27 protein-coding genes are annotated in these 25,824 nt (G+C 40.8%); 2 read left to right on the forward strand and 25 right to left on the reverse strand.

The genetic code is table 11. From position 1 onward, the window contains the following. Positions 1 to 23: 23 nt before the first annotated feature. From FPV17_RS11270 to FPV17_RS11300, 7 genes are all read right to left on the reverse strand, one after another. A complete protein-coding gene (locus FPV17_RS11270) occupies positions 24 to 3,572 on the reverse strand; it encodes a dynamin family protein (protein ID WP_144559052.1) in 3,549 nt (1,182 codons plus the stop codon). After that, entirely contained in the window at positions 3,569 to 4,084 is a 516-nt protein-coding gene (locus FPV17_RS11275) for a YpoC family protein (protein ID WP_035397945.1), read from the reverse strand. The genes FPV17_RS11270 and FPV17_RS11275 overlap by 4 nt, the downstream gene beginning before the upstream one ends. Further along, positions 4,077 to 4,736, reverse strand: a complete 660-nt coding sequence (gene nth / locus FPV17_RS11280; RefSeq protein ID WP_035397947.1) for an endonuclease III — start codon at positions 4,734 to 4,736, stop codon at positions 4,077 to 4,079. Before nth ends, FPV17_RS11275 begins: the two co-directional genes overlap by 8 nt. A 10-nt stretch (positions 4,737 to 4,746) precedes the next feature. Beyond that, on the reverse strand, positions 4,747 to 5,463 hold the full coding sequence (locus tag FPV17_RS11285) for a DnaD domain-containing protein (RefSeq protein WP_144559053.1): 717 nt from the start codon (positions 5,461 to 5,463) through the stop codon (positions 4,747 to 4,749). A gap of 148 nt (positions 5,464 to 5,611) precedes the next feature. Continuing rightward, on the reverse strand, positions 5,612 to 6,904 hold the full coding sequence (gene asnS / locus FPV17_RS11290) for an asparagine--tRNA ligase (protein WP_144560480.1): 1,293 nt from the start codon (positions 6,902 to 6,904) through the stop codon (positions 5,612 to 5,614). Positions 6,905 to 7,008: 104 nt separating this feature from the next. Beyond that, positions 7,009 to 7,503 (reverse strand): cell wall elongation regulator TseB-like domain-containing protein, encoded by a 495-nt coding sequence (locus FPV17_RS11295; RefSeq protein ID WP_035397949.1) that lies wholly within the window; start codon positions 7,501 to 7,503, stop codon positions 7,009 to 7,011. A gap of 9 nt (positions 7,504 to 7,512) precedes the next feature. Further along, positions 7,513 to 7,692 carry a YpmA family protein gene (locus FPV17_RS11300; RefSeq protein ID WP_035397952.1) on the reverse strand — a complete coding sequence of 60 codons (180 nt, stop codon included), beginning with the start codon at positions 7,690 to 7,692 and terminating at the stop codon, positions 7,513 to 7,515. Positions 7,693 to 7,820: 128 nt separating this feature from the next. On the opposite strand from FPV17_RS11300, the gene FPV17_RS11305 reads away from it, so the two are divergent. Then, a complete protein-coding gene (locus tag FPV17_RS11305; RefSeq protein WP_035397954.1) occupies positions 7,821 to 8,000 on the forward strand; it encodes a hypothetical protein in 180 nt (59 codons plus the stop codon). A gap of 87 nt (positions 8,001 to 8,087) precedes the next feature. Here FPV17_RS11305 and FPV17_RS11310 read toward each other — a convergent pair whose 3' ends face one another. The 13 genes from FPV17_RS11310 to FPV17_RS11365 all read right to left on the reverse strand — a co-directional run bounded on the left by FPV17_RS11310 (position 8,088) and on the right by FPV17_RS11365 (position 21,019). Then, entirely contained in the window at positions 8,088 to 9,380 is a 1,293-nt protein-coding gene (locus FPV17_RS11310) for an amidohydrolase (protein ID WP_144559054.1), read from the reverse strand. Next, positions 9,380 to 12,166, reverse strand: coding sequence for an ATP-dependent DNA helicase DinG (gene dinG / locus FPV17_RS11315; protein ID WP_144559055.1), 2,787 nt, complete (start codon positions 12,164 to 12,166; stop codon positions 9,380 to 9,382). Before dinG ends, FPV17_RS11310 begins: the two co-directional genes overlap by 1 nt. A gap of 15 nt (positions 12,167 to 12,181) precedes the next feature. Further along, positions 12,182 to 13,102, reverse strand: coding sequence for a tetratricopeptide repeat protein (locus tag FPV17_RS11320; RefSeq protein ID WP_186370609.1), 921 nt, complete (start codon positions 13,100 to 13,102; stop codon positions 12,182 to 12,184). Positions 13,103 to 13,164: 62 nt separating this feature from the next. Continuing rightward, complete coding sequence (gene panD, locus FPV17_RS11325; RefSeq protein ID WP_035398357.1) at positions 13,165 to 13,548, reverse strand: aspartate 1-decarboxylase; 384 nt, start codon at positions 13,546 to 13,548, stop codon at positions 13,165 to 13,167. Continuing rightward, positions 13,533 to 14,402: a pantoate--beta-alanine ligase gene (gene panC / locus FPV17_RS11330; RefSeq protein WP_052008296.1), complete on the reverse strand. Its 870-nt coding sequence runs from the start codon at positions 14,400 to 14,402 to the stop codon at positions 13,533 to 13,535. The genes panD and panC overlap by 16 nt, the downstream gene beginning before the upstream one ends. Further along, entirely contained in the window at positions 14,402 to 15,238 is an 837-nt protein-coding gene (gene panB, locus FPV17_RS11335) for a 3-methyl-2-oxobutanoate hydroxymethyltransferase (RefSeq protein ID WP_035398359.1), read from the reverse strand. The genes panC and panB overlap by 1 nt, the downstream gene beginning before the upstream one ends. Positions 15,239 to 15,439: 201 nt before the next feature. Continuing rightward, complete coding sequence (locus tag FPV17_RS11340; protein ID WP_060705325.1) at positions 15,440 to 16,411, reverse strand: biotin--[acetyl-CoA-carboxylase] ligase; 972 nt, start codon at positions 16,409 to 16,411, stop codon at positions 15,440 to 15,442. A gap of 1 nt (position 16,412) precedes the next feature. Beyond that, positions 16,413 to 17,531 (reverse strand): CCA tRNA nucleotidyltransferase, encoded by a 1,119-nt coding sequence (locus tag FPV17_RS11345; RefSeq protein ID WP_186370610.1) that lies wholly within the window; start codon positions 17,529 to 17,531, stop codon positions 16,413 to 16,415. Then, positions 17,524 to 18,675, reverse strand: a complete 1,152-nt coding sequence (bshA, locus tag FPV17_RS11350) for an N-acetyl-alpha-D-glucosaminyl L-malate synthase BshA (protein ID WP_060705393.1) — start codon at positions 18,673 to 18,675, stop codon at positions 17,524 to 17,526. Before bshA ends, FPV17_RS11345 begins: the two co-directional genes overlap by 8 nt. A 7-nt stretch (positions 18,676 to 18,682) precedes the next feature. Next, a complete protein-coding gene (gene bshB1, locus FPV17_RS11355) occupies positions 18,683 to 19,381 on the reverse strand; it encodes a bacillithiol biosynthesis deacetylase BshB1 (RefSeq protein WP_035398362.1) in 699 nt (232 codons plus the stop codon). Between the two features lie 74 nt (positions 19,382 to 19,455). Beyond that, positions 19,456 to 19,869 carry a methylglyoxal synthase gene (locus FPV17_RS21965; protein WP_035398364.1) on the reverse strand — a complete coding sequence of 138 codons (414 nt, stop codon included), beginning with the start codon at positions 19,867 to 19,869 and terminating at the stop codon, positions 19,456 to 19,458. Positions 19,870 to 19,881: 12 nt separating this feature from the next. After that, positions 19,882 to 20,676 carry a 4-hydroxy-tetrahydrodipicolinate reductase gene (dapB, locus tag FPV17_RS11360; protein ID WP_035398366.1) on the reverse strand — a complete coding sequence of 265 codons (795 nt, stop codon included), beginning with the start codon at positions 20,674 to 20,676 and terminating at the stop codon, positions 19,882 to 19,884. Continuing rightward, a complete protein-coding gene (locus tag FPV17_RS11365) occupies positions 20,669 to 21,019 on the reverse strand; it encodes a nucleotide pyrophosphohydrolase (RefSeq protein ID WP_144559058.1) in 351 nt (116 codons plus the stop codon). The genes dapB and FPV17_RS11365 overlap by 8 nt, the downstream gene beginning before the upstream one ends. Positions 21,020 to 21,149: 130 nt before the next feature. Between FPV17_RS11365 and FPV17_RS11370 the strand changes: the two genes are divergently transcribed. Beyond that, positions 21,150 to 22,016, forward strand: coding sequence for a YitT family protein (locus FPV17_RS11370; RefSeq protein ID WP_035398370.1), 867 nt, complete (start codon positions 21,150 to 21,152; stop codon positions 22,014 to 22,016). Positions 22,017 to 22,056: 40 nt separating this feature from the next. Here the strand turns inward: FPV17_RS11370 and FPV17_RS11375 are convergent, their stop codons facing one another. From FPV17_RS11375 to qcrB, 5 genes are all read right to left on the reverse strand, one after another. After that, positions 22,057 to 22,752 (reverse strand): zinc metallopeptidase, encoded by a 696-nt coding sequence (locus FPV17_RS11375; protein WP_035398373.1) that lies wholly within the window; start codon positions 22,750 to 22,752, stop codon positions 22,057 to 22,059. 80 nt (positions 22,753 to 22,832) lie between these two features. Further along, positions 22,833 to 23,609, reverse strand: coding sequence for a sporulation protein YpjB (locus FPV17_RS11380; protein ID WP_144559059.1), 777 nt, complete (start codon positions 23,607 to 23,609; stop codon positions 22,833 to 22,835). 61 nt (positions 23,610 to 23,670) lie between these two features. After that, the gene (locus FPV17_RS11385; protein WP_035398377.1) at positions 23,671 to 24,270 is read right to left on the reverse strand and encodes a DUF1405 domain-containing protein; all 600 of its coding nucleotides are present in this window, start codon (positions 24,268 to 24,270) and stop codon (positions 23,671 to 23,673) included. 51 nt (positions 24,271 to 24,321) lie between these two features. Continuing rightward, positions 24,322 to 25,107, reverse strand: coding sequence for a menaquinol-cytochrome c reductase cytochrome b/c subunit (locus FPV17_RS11390; RefSeq protein ID WP_144559060.1), 786 nt, complete (start codon positions 25,105 to 25,107; stop codon positions 24,322 to 24,324). Positions 25,108 to 25,142: 35 nt separating this feature from the next. Further along, positions 25,143 to 25,814, reverse strand: coding sequence for a menaquinol-cytochrome c reductase cytochrome b subunit (qcrB, locus tag FPV17_RS11395; RefSeq protein WP_035398380.1), 672 nt, complete (start codon positions 25,812 to 25,814; stop codon positions 25,143 to 25,145). Positions 25,815 to 25,824 lie beyond the last annotated feature (10 nt).

Raw genomic sequence — 25,824 nt, forward strand, 5'->3', positions numbered from 1 at the left:
GCAAAAAGCATAGGGGTTCATCCCTATGCTTTTTCATTTACCCATCGTTGTAAGGTAGCGCGTTCTGCTTGAATGCTTTCTTGCATCGTATCTGTATGAAGCTGTCTGCGCTTCGTGATTTCTGCAGCGACCTTTCCTTCTAACAGTTGAGCTTGTTTCTCGAATAAGTGCTTCGCTACTCCATTTAGTGTTTGTTGAGTATGTTCCTCTTCTTCCCTTAAACCTGCACGCATTTGTTGAACGAGCTCTTCTACTAACGTTTCCTTCACTTGTTTCACACGACCGCCTTCAAAAAAATCTTTAAGCGATTGAAATGAACCAACATTTGACTGAATAGACAGTGTTGTTGTTAACGTCGCCTGTAGTGTCTCGAGTTGAATAGATTGTTTGGCATGTGGAAATTGAAAGCCGGGTACGGTTGCTTGAATGGATTGTTGCCATTCTTTTTTCCACTGCTCAAATGCCCGTTGGAGCATCAGACTAATGCGCGTCATCGTTGCTTTTAATTCTTGATTAACATAAAAAACACTATCTTCATTCCATGTTGCTAACTGGGTGGCTAATACTTCCTTCTGTTTTTTTCGAGATGGGCCAACAATCGTAGCCACATTAACAAATTCAATGAAACGATCACGACTTACATAAGGAATGCGCTCTCGTAAATAAGCAAACAATTCACTTGCCTCTTGCTCCACTTTCATATGAAATGATTTCCCATAATCTTGCTTAAATGAATCCAGCATCGTAGTTAGCTGCTGTTCAAATTGCTGTTGTTGCGCTTGCTTCTCTTCGTCCTTAAGCGCTGTAAACACTTCTGCTTCCTGCAAATACAGAAGATACTGTTTTACATTTGCCACAAATGACGTTCGGTTGGCTTCCTTTAACGACGTTAATAAGGGGCCATAAAGCTCTTGTTTAAAATCATTAAAGTCTGTTGATGCGGCTTCTTCTTCAAATACATTTTTACTTGAAAGAGAAAACAGTGCAGGTTGATCAATTCCTGCTTCTTCAAGTGAACGCATGACAAATGACTCCACACCGAGACGCTCTTGTTCATTTGCCGCTAAATCAATCGCATTTAAAACAAAATAGAGTTTTTTAGAGGCAAACTGCTTATTCATTTTCCCTAATTGCTCAATAAACTGTGCATCGGCTCGTGAAAAGGAATGGTTATAGTACGTTACATACAAAATCGCATCTGATGCTTTTACTTGTTCATAAGCGACATTTGTATGTCGACCATTAATGGAATTGACTCCAGGCGTATCCACTAACGTCAAGCCTCGTTTCGTCCACTCACACTCATAATAGATGGTCGCATTAGCAATCAAACAAGCAACATCTTCATTCACAATTTTTTCACTTAAATCAGCCAGAGATACCACTTCAGCTTGCTCGATAAAGGACTCGAAGCGTTTCATACTTTTCTGTAACGTTTCAATATAGGACAAGGCTTGTTTTTTAGCTGCCGTTGTTGCCTGATACGTTTTCGTCCGAAAGCGTTGAAACTGTTCTAGCGTAAGTGACACGTCTAATAGCTGTGAAATCGATGCTAATTCACCGCGTAATTGTTCATACGTTTTGTATTGAACAAAGACATTCCCATTTGCATAAGTCGATGTTGGCCGGGTTACGGTAGTCACCGTCGCCGTTGTTGGATGAGGAGAAGCTGGTAATACTTTTTCACCTAATAATGCGTTTGCCAAACTTGATTTCCCTGCACTAAAAGCACCAAATAATGACAATGTGAATTGCTCTGTCTGAATATGCTTTATTTCTTGCTCAAGCTGTTCATGCCAATCTTGGGTGTAGGCTGTTTTTTCAAATTGATTCATTACTGATTGCACTTGTGCAATCGCTTCATCTGTTACACGAATGCGTTCATTCGTCAGTCGACGCTCGGTTTTAGTCGTTGGTAGAAGTGTGGTTTCAGCATTTTGTTTCACTTGCTCTTTCCAAGACGAAGGGCTGTCTTCAAAATGAACCGTTTTTGTCATCATTTCCTTTAACGCATTAGAAAAAGCACCTTTATCATCTCTTCGGTTTGCTTCCTTCACTAACCCACGAATGATGGTTTCTTTGCGCTCTTTAGCAGAGAGATAGTTTGACACATACGGCTTCATTGCATCAAGTTGCTGCCGCCTCTTATGTGCTTCTTGCTTTTTTCTTTCATCATAAGCCTGCAATTGCTCTTCTGCGATGGTAAGCACGTCTAGGGCTTGCTTCTTCAACTGCCGCTTTATTTCTTCTGTTCGCTCTTTTGTATACTGGTAGACAAAAGAGTCAGCGAACGTCGTCTTCGGCACCGCTTCTTCTAAAAAAGAAGGCGTTGCTGTAAATGAAAGGGATTGAACAGCTTCTAAAAAGACAGGTTGGTTTGTCATTTCTCCTAAAGGAAGCGATTGCAGAGATTGTCTGATGTGAAACACAAGCTGCTTGTTTATTTGGTCGTTAAGTTCATGTAATACCTCTTTTTGACGGTGGATTTTTTCCTGTGCAACCTTTCGCTTAGATGCAAAAAGACCGATTTTGAAATTCGGTCGCATGGCTTCAAGCCAGTTACCTGTTTTTTCTGTTAAGATTGAATTGAATACGGTTGCTTGTCGAAACAAATCGTCCCATTCCTGTAAATAATGCTGATGTCGAGCTGCTGAACCTTGCTCAGCTTGAGACACTTTTTCAACATGTTGATCGTAATTCTCAATATCTGTTAACTGATAACCTTCTTCTTGGAGTGTTTCAGCAAAACGGGTGCGCTCTTCTATCCAATCATCCTCGACTCTTCGCTGAACCGATTTAAAAAAACTATATTCAATTTTTGTTTTTCCTGCTTCGACTAACTCATTTCCATAAAAAAACAGCGATAATAAAGCTGCTTTTAAACGCTCAAGTTCATCGTATGGGGACTGTTTAATTGTTGTAAAAAATAAGTCGTGATACGCAATTCCCCATTCCGCAAGTGTATCTAAAATACTTTGTTTGTAGCTTTGAAAAGACAACTCAGCATCATGATGTTTATCCACTTGGTTGACGACTATAAATAGGGGCTTTCCCTCATCAGAAAGTTGCTTTAAAAAGCCTAAATTGGTTTCGGACTTAACATGGTTGTAATCCATGACATAGAGTAAAATATCAGTCGTAAAGAGTGCTTCTAATGTTACTTGTTGGTGAGTCGGATCTGTTGAATCAACACCTGGTGTATCGACTAAGCTACCTGCATGTTGCAAAAACGGTATGGGCGCATAGATCATTAGTTTTTCAACATTTGCCCCGTCCATGGCGTAACGTTTGATAGCTGTCCAGTCAATTAGCCCTTGAAAAGACTTTTCTGTACCATCTGTATGCACAACAACTACTTTTAGATCACCATGGGCAATCGTAATTTGATTGGCACTCGTTGGAATTGGACTTGTAGGTAAAATTGGCACACCTGTCACATGATTAATTAAAGACGACTTTCCAGCAGAAAAATGGCCACTTAATGCAATGGACAACGTGTTTTTACTTTGAATTCGTTTCCACTGAAGCTGCTCATTATCTGTTAAATTCGCATGCTCTTTTACTTCATTCACAGCTGACTTCCTCTCTTTGACAATTTCTTCAAAAGATCGACACGCTCATTCAGCTTATTGAGGTCTTCCATAAAGGAGCAAAGCTGAACAAAACCCCGGTCTCCTTGTCCATGTAAAATAAATAGCACACGATCCACTGCATTTAGAGGTGCATGAGTAAACGTATGTACATCATGTGCTACTTGCGTTAATTTTACTCTTTGACCATTTAACCAGAAAAGACTTTGTAGCATTAACGCTTTCATAATAAGCTGTTCATGAGCAATCTCTTTACCCTTTCCTTCTTTTATTAGAGCCAGATACCGATCTTTCTGACAAGTAAAAGAATGCTGGAGTTCACGGATTGCTTCTGTTGTGTTGACTTCCCATGGTTTCGTAAATACTGTTATATCTTCAAAGAAAGGAAGGCTTAGCTGACGCGTTATAAAATCTTGCTGTGCGTCTACATAAACCTCTTCTCCTTCCCTATAAAAAGGGGCCACACAAAAAGAGGAAGGAACCTTTTTATACATGATCCTTCACTCCTTTTAACCGTTTTTTCCCTTCTCTACACATAAAGGCCAAAGGACATTGCTGGCATTGAGGATTTTGTGCTTTACAATGATAACGGCCAAAGAAAATCATTCGGTGATGGGCATCAGACCAATCGGCTTTCTCAATTTTCTTCTCAAGGGTTTCCTCTACTTGTTTAACAGAGTCTTTCCAACGACAAATGCCTAGACGCTTTGACACACGCTCTACATGCGTATCAACAGCAATGGCTGGGATGTTAAACGCAACACTTGTAACGACATTGGCGGTTTTTCTTCCAACACCTGCAAGTGCCTCTAAATCTTCCCGAGCAGACGGAACCTCTCCATTATGATCATCGAGTAACGATTGAGCCATTTTTTTTATGTTTTTTGCTTTATTTCGATATAAGCCAATTGACCTTATATCCAATTGTAGTTCCTCTATTGGAACTGCACAGTAATCTTCGGGTGATCTATATTTAGCAAACAAACTCGGTGTTACACGATTTACTAGCGCGTCTGTACATTGAGCAGATAGCATAACGGCTACGAGTAATTCAAACGGATTATCGTGAACCAGTTCACACTCTGCTTCAGGGAACATTTCTCCCATTTTATCAACGACAAATTGGGTATCTTTTTTCGATAACATCGTGCTCTCCTTACAAATTTTCTAACCAATTAAATCCTGGTATGTTTTCTGATTGTTTTGCAGTCTGGCGTTTTTCTTTGTTGACAGGTAAAGTGTTTTTCTTTCTAAACCGTTCGCTGTGGGCATGTGCCTGTTCAACGGTTCGAATGCCATTGCGCTGCCATTCAAACAAAATGCGATCAATGTAGCGGAAATTCAATTTACCTGAGATTACAGCTTCCTTTAATGCGGCTTGAATTAATTCAACTGTATAGGTATCTTGGTCAATCCACATGGAAATCGTTTCTACTTCAATCGGGGATAGTGGTCTGGCAAACTCTTGTTCGAATTGCTGAAAAAGTTGCCCTTCTATTTCTTCTGTTTTCGTTCCTTCATTTTCACTTTGTTTTGTCTCTAAGTAATCGATTAATTGAAGCCATAGCGGGTCAAGTGAACAATATTCATACACCATGTTCGTTTCGTCGTCGCGCTTGTTTTTAATTGACAATAACCGCTTACGGACGAGCTGACCAATTTTTTCAGCGCATTCTTCAATCGAAAGCGTCATTTGTTCACTTAACGTTTGCGGAGTTGGAAACGAATCACCGTTATCAATTAATCGTTGAATTTGTATAAGAAGAACAAGCTCCGTCTCGTTCATATTTAACTCTGTATAATGCTTTAACAGTAAATGGGGCACAGTGACTTGCTTTTGCTGAACCCATTTTAATAAGACTGTATCATCCACAACTACCACCTCTAACAACTCTTAGTATAACACGTTTACTTCTCTTGAAGCAGTAGAAAACAAGTAGTGATTTTAAGGAATTGCTCCTTTTTACAACTAAAAAACACCTTACGTGCATTTTACTATGCGGTAAGGTGTTTTTTTATTGTTACGGGTATAAACGATTTAACAAGCGTGGAAACGCAATCGTTTCTCGAACATGTTCAATGCCAGAAAGCCAAGCAACGGTACGCTCCAATCCTAATCCAAACCCTGAATGTGGAACTGAACCATATTTTCTTAAATCTAAATACCATTGATAAGCATCTAATGGTAAACCATGTGCTTCAATTTCTTGTTTTAACAAATCGTAGTTATGAATGCGTTCTGATCCACCAATAATTTCACCGTAGCCCTCTGGTGCAATTAAATCGGCACATAATACAACATCATCTCGATCTGGAGCTGGCTGCATGTAAAACGGCTTCAGAGATTTTGGGTAGCGTGTAATAAATACTGGTTTGTCGTAATGCTCTGCTAACGCTGTCTCATGAGGTGAACCAAAGTCATCGCCCCAGACAATATCGTCAAAGCCTTTCTTATGTAAGAGCTCTAACGCATCGTCGTATGTTACGCGAGGAAACGGACCTTTAATTGCAGCAAGCTTCTCTTTGTCTCTTTCCAAAAGATCAAGTTCTAAATCACAATTCATTCGAACCTGCTCAGCTAAATAGCACACATACTCTTCTTGTAAATCTAAGCTTTCTTCGTGCTCAACAAAAGCCATTTCGGGTTCGATCATCCAAAATTCAATGAGATGGCGTCTCGTTTTTGATTTTTCCGCTCGAAAGGTTGGTCCAAACGTGAATACACGATTTAACGCCATTGCACCAGCTTCAGCGTAAAGTTGTCCACTTTGCGATAAAAACGCATCTTCATCAAAATATTTCGTATGGAATAGCTCAGAAGTGCCCTCAGGTGAACTACCTGTTAAAATCGGTGAATCTAATTTTGTAAAACCTTTTGAAAAGAAAAAATCAAACGTTGATTTAATGATTTGGTTTCGAATTTTCATCACAGCATGCTGTTTTTTTGAACGAATCCATAAGTGACGATTGTCCATTAAAAACTCTGTTCCGTGGGCTTTAGGTGTAATTGGATACCCTTCTGCTTCATGAATAATGTCAATACCTGTTACTGTGAGCTCGTAGCCAAATGGGGAACGCTCATCTTCGCGAACAATGCCAGTAACATAAAGCGACGTTTCCTGAGTTAGTGCTTTTGCTTGCTGGAATAGTGCTTCTTCTACTTCTGCTTTTACCACTACACCTTGAATAAAACCTGTACCGTCTCGTAATTGCAGAAAAGCGATCTTTCCACTTGATCGTTTATTTGCAAGCCATGCTCCGATGGTTACTTCTTTGTCTACATATTGACCTACTTGGGCAATCGTTGTTTTCAAAACTGTCATTCCTCCTGAACGTCTTTCTTTTCAAACGTTTCTTTTTCCGACTAACATTATAACTGACCGTGGGATGAAAGTCGATAGAAGCCCACTCTTCGCTCTTAAGCAGCTGTGTGAATACTGTAACTCTTTAAATACGCACCTGTTTCAAACAATGTATAGTAAAAAACCCTTGAACCATTTGTTACGTATGTAAATTCATACACTGGTTGTCCATTTTCAACACCAAGTCGGATTGATTCAAAGGACGTTACGTTTAAGTCTTGTGATACAGTATCAACCATTTCACTTTTTTCTACACCATCTGTAGGAGAAAGTAAATAATATTCATCCGATTCTTCATAGTCCTGATGCAAAAATAACAATTGGTCTTCTCCGTCATCATTGGTGCCTTCCAAGACCCAGTAACTGTCACCACCATAATAATGGGAGACATCGCTTACGGTAGATAATAAATTATAGTTTAGAGCAACCGTGCGTGCGTCTTCCCCTTCTGTTGCTAACGGTGCACGGATTGTACTGTACAGCCAAATACTCAAGCCACTAAGAAGAAACAAACTAACGAGTAGCGAAATAATAATTCCTTTTTTCTTCATTTTTTTCCTCTACACTTCATAAATGGTAAAAACAATTTTTTCAGAGTCTTTGGCATCAAGAGCAAAACCAAATGTTAATCCTTTTTCTTTTAACGTTCGATTTAATTGATCAACGACTTTGTAGAAATCATCTGTACGATCAATTGTCACTGTTGATAATACTTTCATTTTCATATCGGTATTTTCCATTTTTCTTCACTCGCCTCTCCATTTAAAGTATACCAACCAAATTCTAGACTTCTCCACAATCTTTACTAAACATAGCTTGCCTTGTTCGTGGCAAAATACAAATACGCCAGAAGAAGGGGGGCGTTCATATGGAACAACATGGCTTAGCCGATTGGTTTCAGCATCAAAAGGACGAATGGTCCTTGCTTCGCAGAGGAAACCAAACGTTGGAGGACATATGCTGTTTTCCATTAAAGCAAACAGCGTTTCCTGCTGTGTTCTATCCACTATCTGCAAGTGCAGAGGATATGCAGGCTGAAATCGATTAAAAACCTTCTACCTACACCTCATTGACGCTGCAAAATCAGCGTTCTGCTTATCGACTAAGTCGATAAGCTTTTTGTCAACAGACAGTTTTATTTAGAGATGGAACGAGCTTCTGCCATAATTTTTTCTTTATCCATCGTAACGAATTCTTTGTCGCGATACAATGGTTTTCCTTGAACAAACACATCCGTAACGTCAGTTCCCTTAGCAGAGAAAACGAGATGAGATAGTACACGTTGTTCAGGCAAAAAGTGAGCTTGATGTGGAGAGAGCATAATAAAATCGGCTTCATTGCCAGGCCGTAGTGCACCTACTTGATTGACATACGTTGCCTTCGAGCCATTTATTGTCGCCATTTTTAAGCCTTCGTATGTTTTAACAAGATCAGCCTGTTCATTTACACCACGCTGCAACAGTAACGCAAATCGCATTTCTTCAAACAAATCTAAATGATTATTTGATGCAACTGAGTCAGTTCCAATCGATACTGGAATACCATGCTTTAGCATGGATGCTACTGGGGCTATTCCTGATCCAAGTTTCATATTACTCATGGGATTGTGAGAGATCATTGATCCTCTTTGTTGAATTAGCTCAAAATGTTGCTCATACATATGAACACAATGGGCGAATAGCCATTTCGTACCTGCTAGCAATTCACGTTCTTCCAATAACTCTAACGGATGCATGCCGTGTTGATCCATAAAATCATGGATTTCTTTTCTCGTTTCTGCCAGATGCATATGAACAGGTAAATCAGCATCACGAGCGGCTTCTACAATACGGTCAATATAGTCCGGTGGGCACGTGTAAGGGGCATGAGGGGCTAACATCGTTGTAATTCGTCCGTTTGCTTCACCGTGGAAGGCTGTCGCAAACGAAAGGGACTCTGCTAGCTTTTCATCTTGTTCTTCCTTAGAACAAAGCCCAATTACCGAACGCATTAACGTTGCGCGTAAACCGACTTCTTTAATTCTGTTAGCAAAAGCCGGTAAGCCAAGATGATACATATCTACAAAAGCCGTTGTTCCAGAAGCAATCATTTCAATCATACTGACATCTCGCGCAACATGTAAAGTCCTTTCATTGAATTGTTGCTCTGCTGGCCAAATGGATTGTTCAAGCCACTCTTGTAGTGGCTGATCATCACTAATGCCTCTTAAAAGCGTCATACCTGGATGACCATGCGTATTAACAAGACCTGGCATGAGCCATTTCCCATTGGCATTTCGTTGTACAGTCCCCTTTTTTTCTTCTTGCGTCGGTTCTCCTTCCGCAATGGTCACAATACTTGCTTCATTAAAACGTATATAGCCACGATCAATAACCGTTTCTTCTTCATCCATTGTGATAATGGTTGCATTATAAATCAGTGTATCCACTACTCTTCCTCCTGATTATGAATATGAGCTTCCAATAAGTGTTCGAATTTCCCTTCGTACACTGGTGTAGTCGGCAGTGAAGCTAAAAACGTCTTCCCATACCTCGTTGTGACAACACGGCGATCAAATATAAAGAAGTTGCCTTGATCCTTCGTTGTCCGGATTAAGCGCCCAAACCCTTGTCGAAACCGAATAACCGCTTGAGGTAAAGAAAGGTCCGTAAACGGATTTTCACCGTTTTCCTTCGCAGCGTTAATTTGAGCCCGTGTAAGAGGTTGATTAGGAGGAGCGAACGGCAATCGTACAATAATTAAATGTTCTAGTGCATCACCAGCCAAATCAATCCCTTCCCAAAAACTATTAGTTCCAAGTAATATACTCGCTCCATTTGCTTGTCTAAACAGTTTTAAAAGGCGAGATCGTGATCCACTCGTTACGCCTTGACCAATAAGAGTTAGTTGCCCGTATTCATCAAGATCTTTTACGTACTGATAAACTTGCTTGAGCATGTCATATGACGTAAATAGTACGAGTGCTTTTTTATTCGTTGATTCTGTTAAGCGCCATAATTTAATGGATACATCTTGGATGAACAACTGATCATTATGAGCGCGCACATCTGGAATGTCGGTTGGTATAAATACTTTTAACTGTTTTTCATAGGAAAAAGGAGAGGCGATTTTTTGTGTACGCACACCAAAATCTTCTAATCCTAGTCGTTTTTGCGCATAGTCAAATGATTGATTAACAGTCAATGTCGCTGAAGTCAACACGACGCTATGTTTAGTTGCAAAAAAATCATCTGCTAACCTGTCGTTTACTCGAATCGGTTTTGCATATAAATAAATCGCATTTTTAGCACCCTTTGGCTCGGCTTCTATCCAATAAACAAATGCGTCATCATACTCTAAAAGTAATTCGTAGAGCTGTGTCACTTCTTCTTCAAATAATGCGATCATCGATTTAACATTTGCGATAAAGGAGCGCTCTTCGTAAGCAGGCTCATTGTCTTTTTCATGATCAACTGCCTTGTAAAGCTGTTCAATAATAGAAGAGCTGTTCATTTGCACACGCATTGCACATTCTAAAATCCCTTGCCATAAAACGCCTTCTTCTTGAAAACTATGATACACATAGCTCATGCGGCCAACATCCGTTGCTTCCGTCTGCCGTTCACTCACAAACGCGTGAAGCATTCTAAATAATTCTTCCACATCTTCTTTTATTTCATTTAACACGCTGCTAATCTCTTCACTTGACTCATTTATAAACGACTTATCTTGATTAACAGATTGAACCAATCGCGACAAAGAAAAGCCAATGGATAAATAATTAACTGCCATTCCAAAATAATCGATGGCCGTTTCTTCTAAATGATGGGCTTCATCTATAACGGCGTGACTATATGTAGGAATAATGGCTCTTCGTTGATGTACATCCGTCATTAACAACGCATGATTAACAATGATAATATCCGCTTCCTTTGCTTGTTTACGTGATCGATGATAAAAACAGCGCGAAAACCAAGGATTAAATCGACCTAAATCCGACGAAGCATCACTTTGTATCGTTTGCCAAAATAGCTGCCCACCACTGGATAAATTTAATTCTTCCACGTCACCTGTTCGGGTCTCCAACAACCAAATTAAGATTTGAGCTTTTGTTAGCTGGACATCGTATGAACCTTCTTCGCTGTACAATGCTGCCTCTTCAAATTTTCTTAAATCTAAATAATGTTGCCTTCCTTTTAACACTGCAACACGAATCTGCATACCTGACGCTTGTTTCATTAGCGCTAAGTCTTTACGAAGTAATTGCTCTTGTAAAGGGATAGAATATGTTGACAGTACAACCTTTTGGTTTGTTTGTTTCGCGTAATAAACACTAGGAATTAAATAGCCAAGCGTCTTCCCAGTGCCTGTTCCCGCTTCTATAAGCGCATGGGCATGATCGGAAAAAGCTTCGTACACAGCTGTTGCCATTTCTTTTTGCCCTTCACGAATTTCATATTGCTCAAATTGAGACGCAAGTTTTCCTTTTTCAGAAAAAAAAGCCTGCTCAAAGCTTGAAAATGTTTCAGGTAGCTCTTCTTCAGTGAATTCTTCTTCTCCTTCAATTCGCTTTAACGCCAGCTGCCTGAACACATCAATCGACGCATCATCAAACTGTGTTTTTTGAAGAGCTTGATGAATACCTTCCTCAATTAAAAAATCCCAGTCACTTTTTAAGGAAGCCGTTATTTTCTTTAACGCCTGTAGCGTTGGTAACGGTAGTTGAAGTATTTTTTTATGTAAATAAATAAACAGCTCAGCTGTCATTTCAGCATCACTGTCTGCTTGATGTGGTCGAGAATGATCCATATCAAAGTAAACGGTTAGATCTGAAAGCTTATAGCTATCTAATGTTGGTAACAAGCCTCGACTTAATTCTACCGTATCAAATGTATAACAGTTCGGAAACTGATAGCCCGCAAGCGCTAGCTGTTTCTTTAGGAAACCTTTATCAAATGGAACGTTATGAGCTACAAAATGACTTCCATTTAAAAAGGTTAATACCTCTTCAGCAACCTCTTCAAATAGTGGTGCGCCACTAACATCATTTTCTGTTATACCGGTTAATTCTGTGATAAAAGGTGGAATCTCACATTGGGGATCGACAAATGTTGAAAATCGATCCGTTATTTTGTGACCTTCCACCTTAACCGCTCCAATTTGAATAATTCGCGCGCCTTGTTCTGGAGCGTTTCCTGTTGTCTCCAAATCAAGCACAACATAAGATTGTGACACACTGACACCCCGTTCTTACTTTACTGTTGCTTGTATCCACTCATAGGATTTTTTCGCTTCTGGATCAGTTTGACCAAGCTCCTCTAATAAGTGAATCGCTCTTTCGTCTCCTGCTAATGCTTTATTCCATGCAAATCCGTGTAACCAGCGCGGCTTTTTACCTGTTAGCAACATTAAATGCTCATAGGCATAACAGGCAAGCTCATGCTCACCAATCCACTCTACTAATTGAGCAACTGCTACTAAGTCAGCTTCATTCTCAACCGTTTCAATTACCTCTAGGAAAGCGGCTCTAGCTTCTTCGACTTCACCTGCTTGCAAAAGCGCTAATCCTAATGCATAAAGACCATCGCTATCGTCTTTAACGTACGCGTAGCGTCTAAAGCACGTTACAGCATACGTGTAATTTTCTAGAGAAAAGTAACATACACCTAAATTATACATGACTTCATGATTTTCTGCTAAAGGTTGTGCTTTTTCTAAATACTGGATCGCTAATTCCAGTTTATTTTGAAGCATAGCCACCAATCCTAAACCTTGGTAGACAAGATGAAGAATTAATGCCTGTCTACTAATGAACTGTACGTAGCGGAAATATTCTTCACTTGCTGTTACATCATTTGTATAGAGTAAAGCATATCCGAGGTATAAACAGCGAATGGCCTCTTGTTTCTCCCCACACTGTTCTTGTTTTAATTGAAAACAAGCTTGATCAAATTGACCTTGATCAAATAGAACCGTTCCTTTTGACTGGTATGCATATGGCTCATTTTCGTCTTTTAGCTTCTTTTTTAACTCTTGAAGCGCTTCATCTAACGATCCCCACGTCATGAGTAATTGCTGTGTTTTATTCTCTAATACCTCAACTTGATTATCAAGCGGTAATTCCCAAACAGATTGGTACAGGCTATACCACTCGTCTATCCATTCCTTCAAAAAATCCCCTCCCATTCATGCGTTACTAACAGTTTGCATGTTTCTAGGAGGGAATATTCGAATTAGTAAACGGTAGAAGCTGGTTCTGTTCCTAACATTTCTACAATCTGATTGCTTTCGTTAAGAATAGCCACGTTAGGCGTATGACGATGAGCCTCTTCGTTGCTAAGGAGAACATAGCTTAAAATGATAATCACATCACCAGGCTGCACTTTTCTAGCCGCAGCACCATTCAAACAAATGGCACCGCTGCCTCGTTCCCCTTTAATAATATACGTTTCAAACCGCTCACCGTTATTGTTGTTAACAATTTGAACCTTTTCGTTTTCTAACAAGTCAACTGCATCAAGTAAATCTTCATCAATGGTAATACTGCCAACATAATTTAAGTTTGACTCCGTTACTCGAGCGCGGTGTAATTTTGCTTTCATCATTGTTCGGAACATGGTGTTTCACCTCGGTTGTTAAAATCCATTACGATATGGTCAATTAAACGTGCTTTTTTAAACTGATAAGCGAACGCCACAATGATAAGGGCATTGGCTTCATTCACTTTTTTTAACGATGGGTATTCATAGGCTTCCACATAGTCAATCTCGCCGACTGGGATGGACGCAAGAGTAGCCTTAACGTCTGCTACGAGTATCGATGGATCTCTTTTTCCGGACGCTTGCGCTTTCTGAAGTGCTTTGTAAAGCAATGGCGCATAACGACGCTCTTCTGCCGTTAAGTAGACATTCCGTGAACTTCGTGCCAATCCATCTTCTTCTCGGACAGTCGGACAACCTGTTACGGTAATTGGCAAGAAAAATTCTTTTACAAGCTGCTTGATGATCGCAAGCTGCTGGGCATCTTTTTCACCAAAAAATGCTTCATTTGGTTGAACAACAGAAAACAATTTTAAGACAACCGTTGCCACCCCATCAAAATGTCCAGGGCGACTTCTTCCACACATAACGTCTGCTCCTTGCTTAACATGAACCACTTGTGGAAAGCCATCTGGGTACATCTCTCCAACGGTTGGACAAAATAGGACGTCACAACCACTTTCTCTTGCTACTTGTTCATCAAGCGCTTGCTGCCTTGGATACGTTTCATAATCTTCTCCCGGGCCAAATTGAAGCGGATTGACAAAAATGGATACGACCACAACATCATGATGGTCTCTAGCTACTGAGAAGAGCGACTGATGCCCTGCATGCAAGGCACCCATCGTTGGAACAAAGCCAATCGTTTGGTTATCAGAACGATACGGAGAGAGCACTTGCTGTAATTCCTTTATGGTAGTCACAACAAGCATTACTTCGTTCCTCCGTAAAGGGTTAACCAGCCATCTTCTTTCATTGTGTACTGATGCTCTGGTGCAGGGAAATCTCTTCCTTTTACTTCACGTACATACTGAATAAGCCCATCCTCAATGACCGGTGAAATCGATACATACTGTTTAACAAATTTCGGTACGCGAGGTGATTCATATCCAATGACATCATGGTATACAAGCACTTGACCATCTGTTTGATTTCCAGCGCCAATCCCAATGATAGGTGCTGCTACTTGTTTTGACAAAATGGTTCCGAGCTGGTGAGGAATACACTCAGCAACAATGGCAAAAGCACCTGCCTCAGCGATTGCTTTTGCGTCCTCTACTAACTGCTCAGCGGTTTCTTGATCTTTTCCTTGCACTTTGTAGCCACCTAGTACACCTACTGATTGTGGTGTAAGACCAATATGACCAACAACGGGTACACCAGCCTGCACAAGTAAGCGAACCGTCTCAACGATCTCTTTTCCACCTTCGAGTTTAACAGCATCTGCACCTGCTTCTTGCATTAATCGACGCACATTAGCAGCTGTTTCAGAAAACGTACTATGGTACGCAAAAAACGGTAAATCAGTCACTACAAATGTGTCTTTCGCGCCTCTTTTAACCGATTTTGTGTGCAACACCATGTCGTCCATTGTTACTGGAACAGTAGAGTCATAACCAAGCATTACCATGCCTAGGGAGTCTCCAACCAAAATCATATCGACTCCAGCCCGCTCAGCAAGCTTAGCAGAAGGCGCGTCATAGGCCGTCAGCATGGCAATGGGTTCGTTGTCTTTTTTCATCTGTAAAAATTGGGTTGTTGTTTTCATTTCTCATCCTCCGGTTTCATGTGTTCAAATGTTGAACTGCATGAAACGGCGTAACCCCCCTTGCGCTTGCAAGGGGGGTTAAAAAACCTCATTATTGTCTCCGTTCTCAAAAGGAATCGAAGCAACAGACGCTTTTTTGCCCATCCATTCTTGGGTGCCGTTCTCGCAGATACAGCCCTTGCTCCATCAGTATAACAAGGGTTAAGAGGTTGTGTCGAGTTCAATGTCTGCAGAATAGATCAAATGTTCTTGTCCATTATCTTCCCGTAATCGTAATTGCCCTTCGTCCGTAATGCCGTATGCAAATCCTGAAAAAGTTCCTTTCGGTGTGCGTGCAATCACTCGTTGCTGTAACGAAATGGCTCGAGCTTCCCATAACGTTTTTATTGCTTGAAAACCATCATTTACGTAGCTCTGATAAAGCCATTCAAATTCGTTCATCACTTCCGCAATCAATGTAGAACGGTTTATCTTTTGTCCGCTTTCAGCATAAATAGACGTTGCAACATCTTTCACTTGATTGTGAAACTCCATTTTTCCTTGATGACAGTTTATCCCAATCCCAACAATGACATAATGTAGTTGATCTGGATCTGCTGCCATTTCCGTTAGAATGCCAACAAGCTTTTTACCATTTACCATTAAATCGTTTGGCCATTTAATTTCACAGTCGATAGGGGCTACCTTTTCAATCGCTCGTGCAACAGCAACTGCAGCAACAAGAGTAAGCTGCGGGGCGCGAGTAAGTGGAATAGTCGGTCTTAAAATAAGAGACATTGATATGGTTTGCTCTTTTTCGACAACCCATTCTCTTCCTAATCGCCCTCTTCCTTCTGTCTGTTCATTTGCTACGATTAGCGTGCCTTCATGACTGCCATTTGTTGCGGCTTGGTGCGCCATAGGTTGAGTAGACGGCACTGAATCGTATGCAATAACGTCTCTTCCAAAGGTTTTTGTTTGAACTCTTGCCTCAATATCGTGTGCGTAGACCGTGTCTGGTGCTTGCAATAGGTTGTAGCCTTTGTTTGTTGTTGATTGAATCGTGTACCCTTGTTCTTTTAATGCTTTAATTTGCTTCCAGACTGCCGTGCGACTCACATTTAATTGTTCACTTATGACTTCGCCGGAAACATAATCACCTGCTAATAGCAGTCGCAAAAGTAATGACTTCATTTTACTCACTCTCTCGCATGTAGTAATGGATTAGAGCGTCTCGTTCATTTGGAACAACCCGTTCAACTACAGCCTTTTGAAGTTGTTCTAGAGCCGCCTTTACCCATGGACCTGGCTTTTTGTTTAGTTCCTCAATTAAGTCTCTTCCCGTTAGATCTAAATCTGATTTTGATTGGATAGGCAATTCTTGGTAGCGATTTTTCATTTTCTCTAGTGCTTCAAAATCCATTCCTCGACCTTCCCGAATCTTCTCGACTTCTATTGCCATACTTAGTCCAGCCTGATACAATTCCCAATCTGACCATTGCTGATTCAGACGGTAATGATACATATGATAGCGTTGCTTCACTTGTTTTTTCACCTGATTGGAAAACGGTAGAGCAGCCAGCATATCTGTTGTACCAGCAATTAGGCAATATTCCACTAACGCCCTTACATCCGAGTCCCACGAAACAGACTCATTCGATTTAAGTACATTATAGACGAAAGGATGAAGGGTTAAAAAAGGGAGTACTTCCTCTAAACGTATCGTTTCCAAAAAAGAAAATGCTTTTTGTTTGTAGCCGCCTTTTAGTAACCCAACCCATTCTACTGCCATTCGCTCCCGTGCAACAGCGGTAAGACCATTGGCATACTTTTGACATGCTTGCAACGTTTCCTTTTCTACATGAAAGCCCAATGTACTGACAAACCGTGCCGCTCGAAGGATGCGAAGCGGATCGGACTGTAGGATCTCTTCAGGTCGATAGGACCGAATACACTTATTAGTCAAGTCAGATGTTCCGTTTACCAAGTCCAATACGCCGTCTTTAAGGCTGTACGCTAAACTATTGATTGTGAAATCTCGTGCTTGAATATCATCGACAAAGGTATGTCCTTTAAAGGTCGACACTTCTATTTGTACGTTACTTTGATAAACAAGCACCGTTTGAAAACGTTCATTAATTCGAATCGTTTGATGAAAACACGCTTCAATTTGTTCAGGTGAAGCGCTTGTGGTGATATCAAAATCTTTTGGCTTAAGTCCTAGTAAGTAATCACGAACGGCTCCTCCAACTAGGTATGCCTCATATCCCTTTTCATGTAGTGTTTGCAGGCATTGTTCAACGTGCTTATTCATCCATTGTCCCATCTTCCTGCAACATTTTTTCGTACAATCGCTCATATTCACTAACAATCCGCTGCGAGTAGAATTCCTGCTTCACTCGCTTTAACGCACGTTCGCGAAAGCGTTGATGAGTGGCTTGGTCTTGAAGCAACTGAAGTACTCGCTCTGCAACAAATTCTACGTCACCTACAGGGACAAGGTAACCAGTCGCTCCATCTTCAATGACTTCTGGAATGCCACCAATTGCTGTACCTACAACAGGTACACCACATGCCATGGCTTCTAATGCCACAAGCCCGAAGCTTTCTTTTTCACTTAATAAAAGCATAACGTCACTCATTGATAAAAGCTCAGCGATATGTTTCTGATTACCTAAAACAAGTACATTTTCCTCAAGCCCATGTTCTTTTATGTATTGTCTGGCAATTGGTAATTCTGGGCCGTTTCCAATGAGCAGTAGTTTCGCTTTCGCTTTATTTAAAATAAGCGAAAAGCTTTTTAAGACGTCGAGAATGCGTTTAACAGGTCGGAAATTTGAGATGTGAATGAGAACACGTTCATCGCTTGAAATACCGTAATGAGCTGCGAGTCCTTCGACTGGTTTAGGGTAATACACATCTTCATCCACAAAATTGTATACCGTTTCAATTGATTTCGACGTTTCGACTAACTCTTTCGTTTGGCGAACTAAATCATGTGAGACTGCGGTTACACAATCCGATTGTTCAATCCCAAAGCGAATTAACGGTTGAAGAGACGGATCAAAACCTAGTACGGTAATATCCGTGCCATGTAAAGTTGTCATAATTTTAATAGATCGTCCGCTCATTTGTTTTGCCAAAATGGCACAAACAGCGTGGGGAACAGCATAGTGAACATGTAAAATATCAAGTTCATGAGTGCGAATGACTTCTGCTAATTTACTTGCCGCTGTTAAATCGTGAGGTGGATGTTTAAAAACAGCATATTGGTTCACTTCCACCTCATGAAAAAAAATGTTCGGATAAACTTTATCGTCAAGACGAAACGGAATTTCTGTTGTAATAAAGTGAACTTCGTGTCCCCTTGAGGCGAGCTGCTTCCCTAATTCTGTTGCAACTACTCCTGAACCACCAACTGTAGGATAACAGCTAATGCCAATTTTCTTTGGTTTCAATGTCCATTCACCTTTCAAATAAATTTGCCATCTTCAAAGGGCGGTGCGTTTTAAACCCCTCTGCATAGGTTAAACCAACTTCTTTTGCAAACAAGCGATCTCGAGCCATGACTGATTCAAGATAATCATCGGTTAACGGTGTTAAAACGCCATCTTTTGGATGAAATTGACTTTGATAGGCTTGTAAGGCAGCCATTTTTTCTTTATAGACTGTGCTAACATCCATTACAAAATCCGGTTGCGCAAAGCCATTTATAAAATAGCTAAAACAAGCCTCAATTTTGTGCGGTTCGCTACCTGGTAAGCGATTTTTAATACCAGCATCGAAAATGGCTTCCTTCATAATCGTTGCACAGTTACCATGGTCTGGATGACGATCTTCTAAAGGGACAAAAATAAAACGTGGTTTTTTTGCTCGAATGATTCTTATTAGTTCATTTTTGTCTTCATCAGTCATGCTTTTCAGACCGCGGTCCTTTACGTTCAATTGCACCCGATGTTGAACACCGAGTATGTTTGCTGCTGCCTCTGCTTCCTTTTGCCTTGTATAAACATCACCATTCGATGATAACTCCGCTCGTGTTAACGTTAAAAAATGACACTGATAGCCTTCCTTCACATATTTCGCAATTGTTCCACCCATGCCGATTTCGATGTCATCTGGATGAGCTCCAACTGCTAGTAAATCACAATGATAAGTCGACATGCCCATTCTCCCTTTCTATCGTCATGAAAAAAAGGGAAGACCGTATCTCTCCCTTTTTCTGGCAGGCGTAAAGACTACAATGTTGGTCGATTGGTTTTTTGAACAGATCGAAATTCAAAATCACCACGCTCGAGTCCTTTTATAAGCACTTCTGCTGTACCAATATTGGTTGCAAGTGGAACAGCTTTAACATCACATAGGCGAATGAGAGCTGTTACATCTGGCTCGTGGGGCTGTGCCGTTAACGGGTCGCGGAAAAATAAAATTAAATCAAATTCATCTTCTGCAACGAGCGCTCCAATTTGCTGGTCACCACCGAGGGGACCTGATTTAAAGCGAGTCACTTGTAGCTTCGTGGCTTCCATTATTCTTGAACCAGTTGTACCCGTTCCATAAAGCTCATGGTTCACAAGGATTGGTTCATACGCAACGCAAAAGTTTACCATGTCTTGCTTTTTCTTATCGTGAGCAATTAACGCAACTTTCAACTCTATCACCTCTTAGTCAATTAAATTTTCAAGTCCATAAACAAGCGTATCTAGTTTGAGCACATGCTCAATGGATAGCTTTACACCAGGCATAAAGCTTCGGCGGTTTAATGAGTCATGTTTAATAGATAATAGTTGTCCTTCACCGCCAAAGAGCACTTCTTGATGTGCGACTCTGCCTGGAAGCCTAACACTATGAATGCGCATCCCCTCAAAATTTGCTCCACGAGCACCAGCGAGGTCTTCTTTTTCATTTTTATGCCCTTGCTGCTTTTCTTCTCTTTCAGTGGCAATGAGTTGAGCGGTTTTAATCGCTGTTCCAGACGGAGCATCTAACTTTTGATCATGATGTTGTTCAATAATCTCCACATCGGTTAAATAGCGAGCAGCTAACTGCGAAAACTTCATCATTAAAATCGCACCGATGGCGAAATTGGGGGCGATAATCGCTCCAAGCTCTTTCTCTTCAGCAAGCTGTGTTAATTCCTGAATGTCTGTATCTGTAAATCCAGTTGTACCGACTACTGGTCGTACACCATGGGCAAGGGCGATCTGCATATGTTTTTTACCGAAAGCTGGTGTGGTTAGATCGACTAACACATCAACTTCATGATTGCTAAAACACTCTTCCATATCCGAATAAATCGGTACTTCCAAATTACCAAACCCTTCTAATTCGTTTAACGTTCTCCCATTATGCTTTGAATCAACGACTGCAACGAGGTTTAAGTCTTGATCTCTTTCACAAAGCTGAACAGCTTCATAGCCCATCTTTCCTCTAGGTCCAGCTACTACAATATTAATCATTCCGTCGATCTCCTTCTTCTATCTTTGTCCAACGATCAGCATCGCGGGTAGTAAATTTATTCATAACGCGTGTATGGGCTTCCTCTAAATCAATGTTCAACGAGTTGGCGAGACAAATAAGAACGAACAAAACGTCGCCTACCTCTTCTTCCATTGCTTTTTCTTTTTCCGTTTCTTTTTTCGGCTTCTCGCCGTATGTATGGTTTACTTCTCGCGCTAGTTCACCAAGTTCTTCTGTTAGTCTCGCCATCATGGCGAGTGGACTAAAATAACCTTCCTTAAATTGGCTAATATAGGCATCGACTTCTTGCTGCATGTGTGCCATTGTTTTTTGATTATCCATACGTCCACTTCCCTTCTACCTTATCCTAGCGAATTCGCGCTGAATCCGCAATTAAAATTCATTGCCTGCTATCTTTTTTTCGTTCGTTTAAGTACACTAGTAGAGCACCGATTGTAAAGGAGACTGTTTTATGAGTAAGCACATTAAGAACATTGTATTTATCTTGCTCGGCACAGCATTAATGGCTTTTGGACTCGTTTATTTTAATATGCAGTACAATTTAGCTGATGGAGGCGTTACAGGCATTACGCTCCTGCTTTACTTTTTGTTTCAGTTTAATCCCGCTATTTCAAACTTACTTATTAACATCCCTTTGTTTTTTATTGGCTGGAAAATGCTTGGGCGGACGACATTCTTTTACACTCTCATTGGCACATTTAGTTTATCGCTTTTCTTAGACTTATTTCAACGTATTCCTTTCTCCACAGCACTGGCAGATGATTTAATGCTTGCTGCTTTGTTTGCAGGTGCTATCGTTGGGGTCGGTCTCGGTATCGTTTTCCGTTTTGGTGGTACAACTGGCGGAGCTGATATTATTGCAAAACTATGCTTGCGCTATTTCGGTTGGAGCATTGGCAGAACTTTCTTAGTATTTGATTCCTGTGTCATTGTGATTTCTCTTCTTTATCTTGATCTTAGAGAAGCCATGTATACAATCGTTTATGTTTTTATCGCCGCCAAAGTCATCGATTTTATTCAACAAGGATCGTATTCCGCTAAGGCTGCTTTTATTATATCTGATGATTTAGAACAAATATCGGAAGCGATTTTGCGAGAGATGGGGCGAGGCGCTACCGCATTAAAGGGAAAAGGGTCTTTTACTGGTAACGATAAAGAAATCTTGTATTGTGTCGTTGCACGAAATGAAACCGTTCGCTTACGTTCTATCGTTCATCGAATTGATCCTCATGCGTTTATGGCAATCAATGATGTGACGGAAGCCGCTGGTGAAGGGTTTACCCTCGATGATAACAAGATGCCTTTACGCGTGGACTAAAAAAACGCTAGCGACAGTCGCTAGCGTTTTTTCTGGTTTGTTAGTCTCGTTGTGCCAAGTAAATTAAAATGAGACGAGCAAGCTCCATAACCGCTACAAGGGCTGCAGCAACATACGTCATCGCTGCGGCATTTAATACTTTCTTTGTCTCACGTTCTTCATCGTTACGAATAATGCCGCTCGATACCATTTGTGCCATTGCCTGGTTGGATGCATTAAACTCAACTGGTAACGTGACAATTTGAAACAGTACAGCAGCCGAGAACATGACAATTCCTGCTAGCAAAATAGTTGGGGATGCTGATCCAAAAAGGGTAATGAGCAAACCAATCATAATGAGCCACTGCCCTAAGCTCGTCCCAAGTTGAGCCGCTGGTACAAGTGCGCTACGAAATTTCAAAAAAGCATATTCTTCTGCATCTTGGATAGCGTGACCCACTTCGTGAGCGGCAATTGCCGCTGCTGCGACAGAAGGTTTATGATAATTATTTGTAGACAATCGAACGGTTTTCGCTTTCGGATCATAGTGATCAGAAAGTTCGCCTTTTGTTTCTTCAATGGCTACGTCATGCAATCCGTTATCGTTTAAGATTTTTCTTGCTACTTCTGCTCCTGTCATTCCAGACGAATTGCGAATTTGTGAATACTTATTGTAAGCACTTTTCACTTTTCCTTGTGCAATCATCGGAATAATGAGAAGAAGAGCGAGGTATATTAAATAACCACCTAAACTCACTATGAAGTCACCTCTTTAGCTTAATAAATATAGTTCTATCATAAGATGAACGTCAAAATAAGTCAAACTAGACGCTGACTCTATTCGTTCTGTTTTACTTTCTTACGTTGCCCCTTAAATTTCCGAAACCCAACATAGCTCAGTGTTAAAAATACAGGTGTGCCAATAATAAACATGACCACATATAAGCCAGGGTCAACGGTTTCAACAGAGGAGAAAGCAAATAGCGCTAAGTATTCATGGCGCATCACATCGAGATGATTGTCAATTTCAGCTTGAGACAGCTGTTGTTCTTGAAGCTTATGATGCATGGCATCAAGCTCACTTACTTGCTCATACCCTTTTGAAATTAAAACAGCAGGACGAACCGTATCATACAGTTGTAACGTGCGATTGACCTCATACATATATTGTTGCGATTGAAACGGGTCATTCACTGCACTAATTCGATCTAAACTATCCAACAATTGTCGATCCATTTGATTCCACAACGGTTGATTTACTTGCTGAACAGCATCTGTACTAAGCCTGAGCGCCATTGCCAAGCGCACTTGTTCCTCAACCGTGACATCCTCTGCAAACAGCGCATCATAAGCAGATTCAAACGTCGTTACTAGTGTGCGCATTGATGAAAGAGTCCATTCCTCTTCAGAGAAAGGATAGACATCCATCTCATCGGATAACACTAAAGCCGTTTGCTTTGCATCATCTATATCGCCTTGCTTTAGTTGTTGAAGTAATTGACCTGCTAAGCCATCAAATTCATTCCAAGTTGGGTTCTTGTCCTCAACTGCATCACTGAACACAGGCAACAACAAAACGCTCAAGATCACTGCTACTAAAATCGTTCGCCACATCGCTCGTTCCCTCCTCTGATTGTTAGTCTATGAGAGGAAGGACAAGAGTAGACCTGTTGTATTAAGGCAAGTTTAACCGAAGCGCACGTTTGCGAACATTTAATAAGTAGACAAGCATAACCGAAGCCAAACCTAATAAAAATGTAAATACACCAATCTGCTGTATATAAGGCATAATGACACTGCTAATCCAGGGGTGCATCCCGAAAACATAATCAATGACATCATTGAATACTGTCCAAGTAAGAGCAACCCCAAGGTGCCATGCTTTAATCCGCATAAAGGGTAAGAAAAGAAGTGCTTGAAGCGCCATACCAGCGTGAGAAAGATTGAGCATTAGAATTTGCCAATGCATCGGTGCGCCTTCCATTACTTGAAACGTATTCATCACAACCGCCCAAATCCCATATTTCAGCAAAGTGACAGCAGCTAATGCTTCTATCAGACCTACGTTCTTTTTCATTAGAAATGCGACTAGTACAACAACAAAAAACAGGCTAGCTGTTGGACTATCTGGTACAAATGGTATAAAGTGCCAAGGTGTTTGTGCCAGTTGATTCCCATACCAGTAAAAGCCGTAGATCGTCCCAAGAGCATTTACGACCAATAACAGCATTAGTGTTGACCTCTTAGTTAACCATCCAAATAAATACGCAAGCATCTTTACACCCCTATGTAAAAAGAGCCACCTCTAAGGTGGCTCTCTCTAATCTTATTCCTCAGAATCTTGTCCGTGGTTCGCAATGAATTCTGCTAAAATTTCGAGCTCTTCATCGGTTCCTTCAAACAAGTCACCTGGCATAGCGCCTTGACCATTTACAATAACGTCCATCACTTCTTCAGCAGATTTCTCTGTCTCTAAGAGGTTTGGTGCACCCGCACCACCAGTCATCTGATCACCATGACAACTGATACAAGATTCGTTATTTGTATAGATTTCATACCCTTCAGCCTCGGTATCAAAATCAACATCTTCCGCAATAACAAGCTGCCCTTGTTGTGCTGCTGTTTCCCAATCGTGCTGATCAACAGACTCCCACGTTAAAAAGATGACAGATGCTACACCAAGCAACATTAATGCTGTTGCAATTGGGCGTTTGTGCGGACGACGCTCTTTTGATGTGTCAAGCCATGGTGCAAGTAGTAAGGCACCAAATGCAATACCAGGAATGACAACCGTTCCTAATGTATTAAAATCTCCAGAAGCAAATTCATATTTAAGTAATTGATACAAAAATAAGAAATACCAGTCCGGTAACGGTATGTATGCTTCTAACGGGTCGGCAATTGCCTCAAGAGGAGCTGGATGGGCTAGGGTTAAACAAAGAAACCCCATTAGAAAAACAGCACCAACCATCCATTCTCGAAGTAAAAAGTTCGGCCAAAACGCTTCAGTCTTACCCGGATATTCCGAGTAATCCTTTGGCACATTCACTTTACGTCCGTCTACTTTCACACGAGAATCGCCGACAAATTTCATCCCTTTGCCTCGATGCATGAATTTCCCTCCTTTTTTATCAAATGTGGGTTCTCTTATAGAGGTCCAGAGATTCCCTGTCTACGAATCATAATAAAGTGTGCACCTAATAGTCCAAGTAGTGCCGCTGGCAAGAAAAATACATGAATGGCAAAGAAACGTGTTAACGTCGCAGCACCAACGATGTCACCACCAGCAAGTAACGCTTTTGTGAAGTCCCCGATAATCGGAACACTTTCAGCAATTTCAAGTGTTACAACGGTTGCAAAGTATGCTTTCATATCCCAAGGTAACAAGTAACCTGTTAAACCAAGCGCAAGCATAACGAAGAAAATCAATACACCAACCACCCAGTTTAACTCACGTGGTTTTTTATACGAACCAGTGAAGAATACACGTAAAGTATGTAGAAACATCATGACAATAACTAAACTCGCACCCCAGTGATGCATACCGCGAACAATTTGTCCCATCGCAACATCATTTTGTAAAAAATACACCGATGCATGGGCATTAACAATATCTGGTACGTAATACATTGTCAGAAACATTCCTGACAAAATTTGAATGACCGTTACGAAGAATGTTAATCCACCGAAACAGTATATGAACGCCGAAAAGTGATGAGCTGGGTTAACGTGCTCAGGCACCTCGTGATCCGCAATATCACGCCACATAGGAGTAATATCTAGACGCTCGTCCACATAATCATAAATTTTTTGTAGCATTTTTGCGTCC

The organism is Shouchella miscanthi, from assembly GCF_007725405.1.
In the GTDB taxonomy this organism is placed as follows: domain Bacteria; phylum Bacillota; class Bacilli; order Bacillales; family Bacillaceae_D; genus Shouchella; species Shouchella hunanensis.

Excerpts from the sequence above, each read along its gene's own strand:
- bshB1 (WP_035398362.1), bottom strand. The coding sequence starts at position 19,381 with ATGTCGACTTATCATTGTGATTTACTAGCAGTTGGAGCTCATCCAGAT.
- qcrB (WP_035398380.1), bottom strand. The coding sequence starts at position 25,814 with ATGCTACAAAAAATTTATGATTATGTGGACGAGCGTCTAGATATTACT.
- panD (WP_035398357.1), bottom strand. The coding sequence starts at position 13,548 with ATGTTCCGAACAATGATGAAAGCAAAATTACACCGCGCTCGAGTAACG.
- FPV17_RS11380 (WP_144559059.1), bottom strand. The coding sequence starts at position 23,609 with ATGTGGCGAACGATTTTAGTAGCAGTGATCTTGAGCGTTTTGTTGTTG.
- FPV17_RS11275 (WP_035397945.1), bottom strand. The coding sequence starts at position 4,084 with ATGTATAAAAAGGTTCCTTCCTCTTTTTGTGTGGCCCCTTTTTATAGG.
- FPV17_RS11300 (WP_035397952.1), bottom strand. The coding sequence starts at position 7,692 with ATGGAAAATACCGATATGAAAATGAAAGTATTATCAACAGTGACAATT.
- nth (WP_035397947.1), bottom strand. The coding sequence starts at position 4,736 with ATGTTATCGAAAAAAGATACCCAATTTGTCGTTGATAAAATGGGAGAA.
- FPV17_RS11345 (WP_186370610.1), bottom strand. The coding sequence starts at position 17,531 with ATGAATAAGCACGTTGAACAATGCCTGCAAACACTACATGAAAAGGGA.
- panB (WP_035398359.1), bottom strand. The coding sequence starts at position 15,238 with ATGAAAACAACAACCCAATTTTTACAGATGAAAAAAGACAACGAACCC.
- FPV17_RS11305 (WP_035397954.1), top strand. The coding sequence starts at position 7,821 with ATGGAACAACATGGCTTAGCCGATTGGTTTCAGCATCAAAAGGACGAA.
- panC (WP_052008296.1), bottom strand. The coding sequence starts at position 14,402 with ATGCTTGTTGTGACTACCATAAAGGAATTACAGCAAGTGCTCTCTCCG.
- FPV17_RS11385 (WP_035398377.1), bottom strand. The coding sequence starts at position 24,270 with ATGCTTGCGTATTTATTTGGATGGTTAACTAAGAGGTCAACACTAATG.
- FPV17_RS11370 (WP_035398370.1), top strand. The coding sequence starts at position 21,150 with ATGAGTAAGCACATTAAGAACATTGTATTTATCTTGCTCGGCACAGCA.
- FPV17_RS11365 (WP_144559058.1), bottom strand. The coding sequence starts at position 21,019 with ATGGATAATCAAAAAACAATGGCACACATGCAGCAAGAAGTCGATGCC.
- FPV17_RS11390 (WP_144559060.1), bottom strand. The coding sequence starts at position 25,107 with ATGCATCGAGGCAAAGGGATGAAATTTGTCGGCGATTCTCGTGTGAAA.
- FPV17_RS11295 (WP_035397949.1), bottom strand. The coding sequence starts at position 7,503 with ATGAAGAAAAAAGGAATTATTATTTCGCTACTCGTTAGTTTGTTTCTT.
- FPV17_RS11340 (WP_060705325.1), bottom strand. The coding sequence starts at position 16,411 with ATGAAGTCATTACTTTTGCGACTGCTATTAGCAGGTGATTATGTTTCC.
- dapB (WP_035398366.1), bottom strand. The coding sequence starts at position 20,676 with ATGATTAATATTGTAGTAGCTGGACCTAGAGGAAAGATGGGCTATGAA.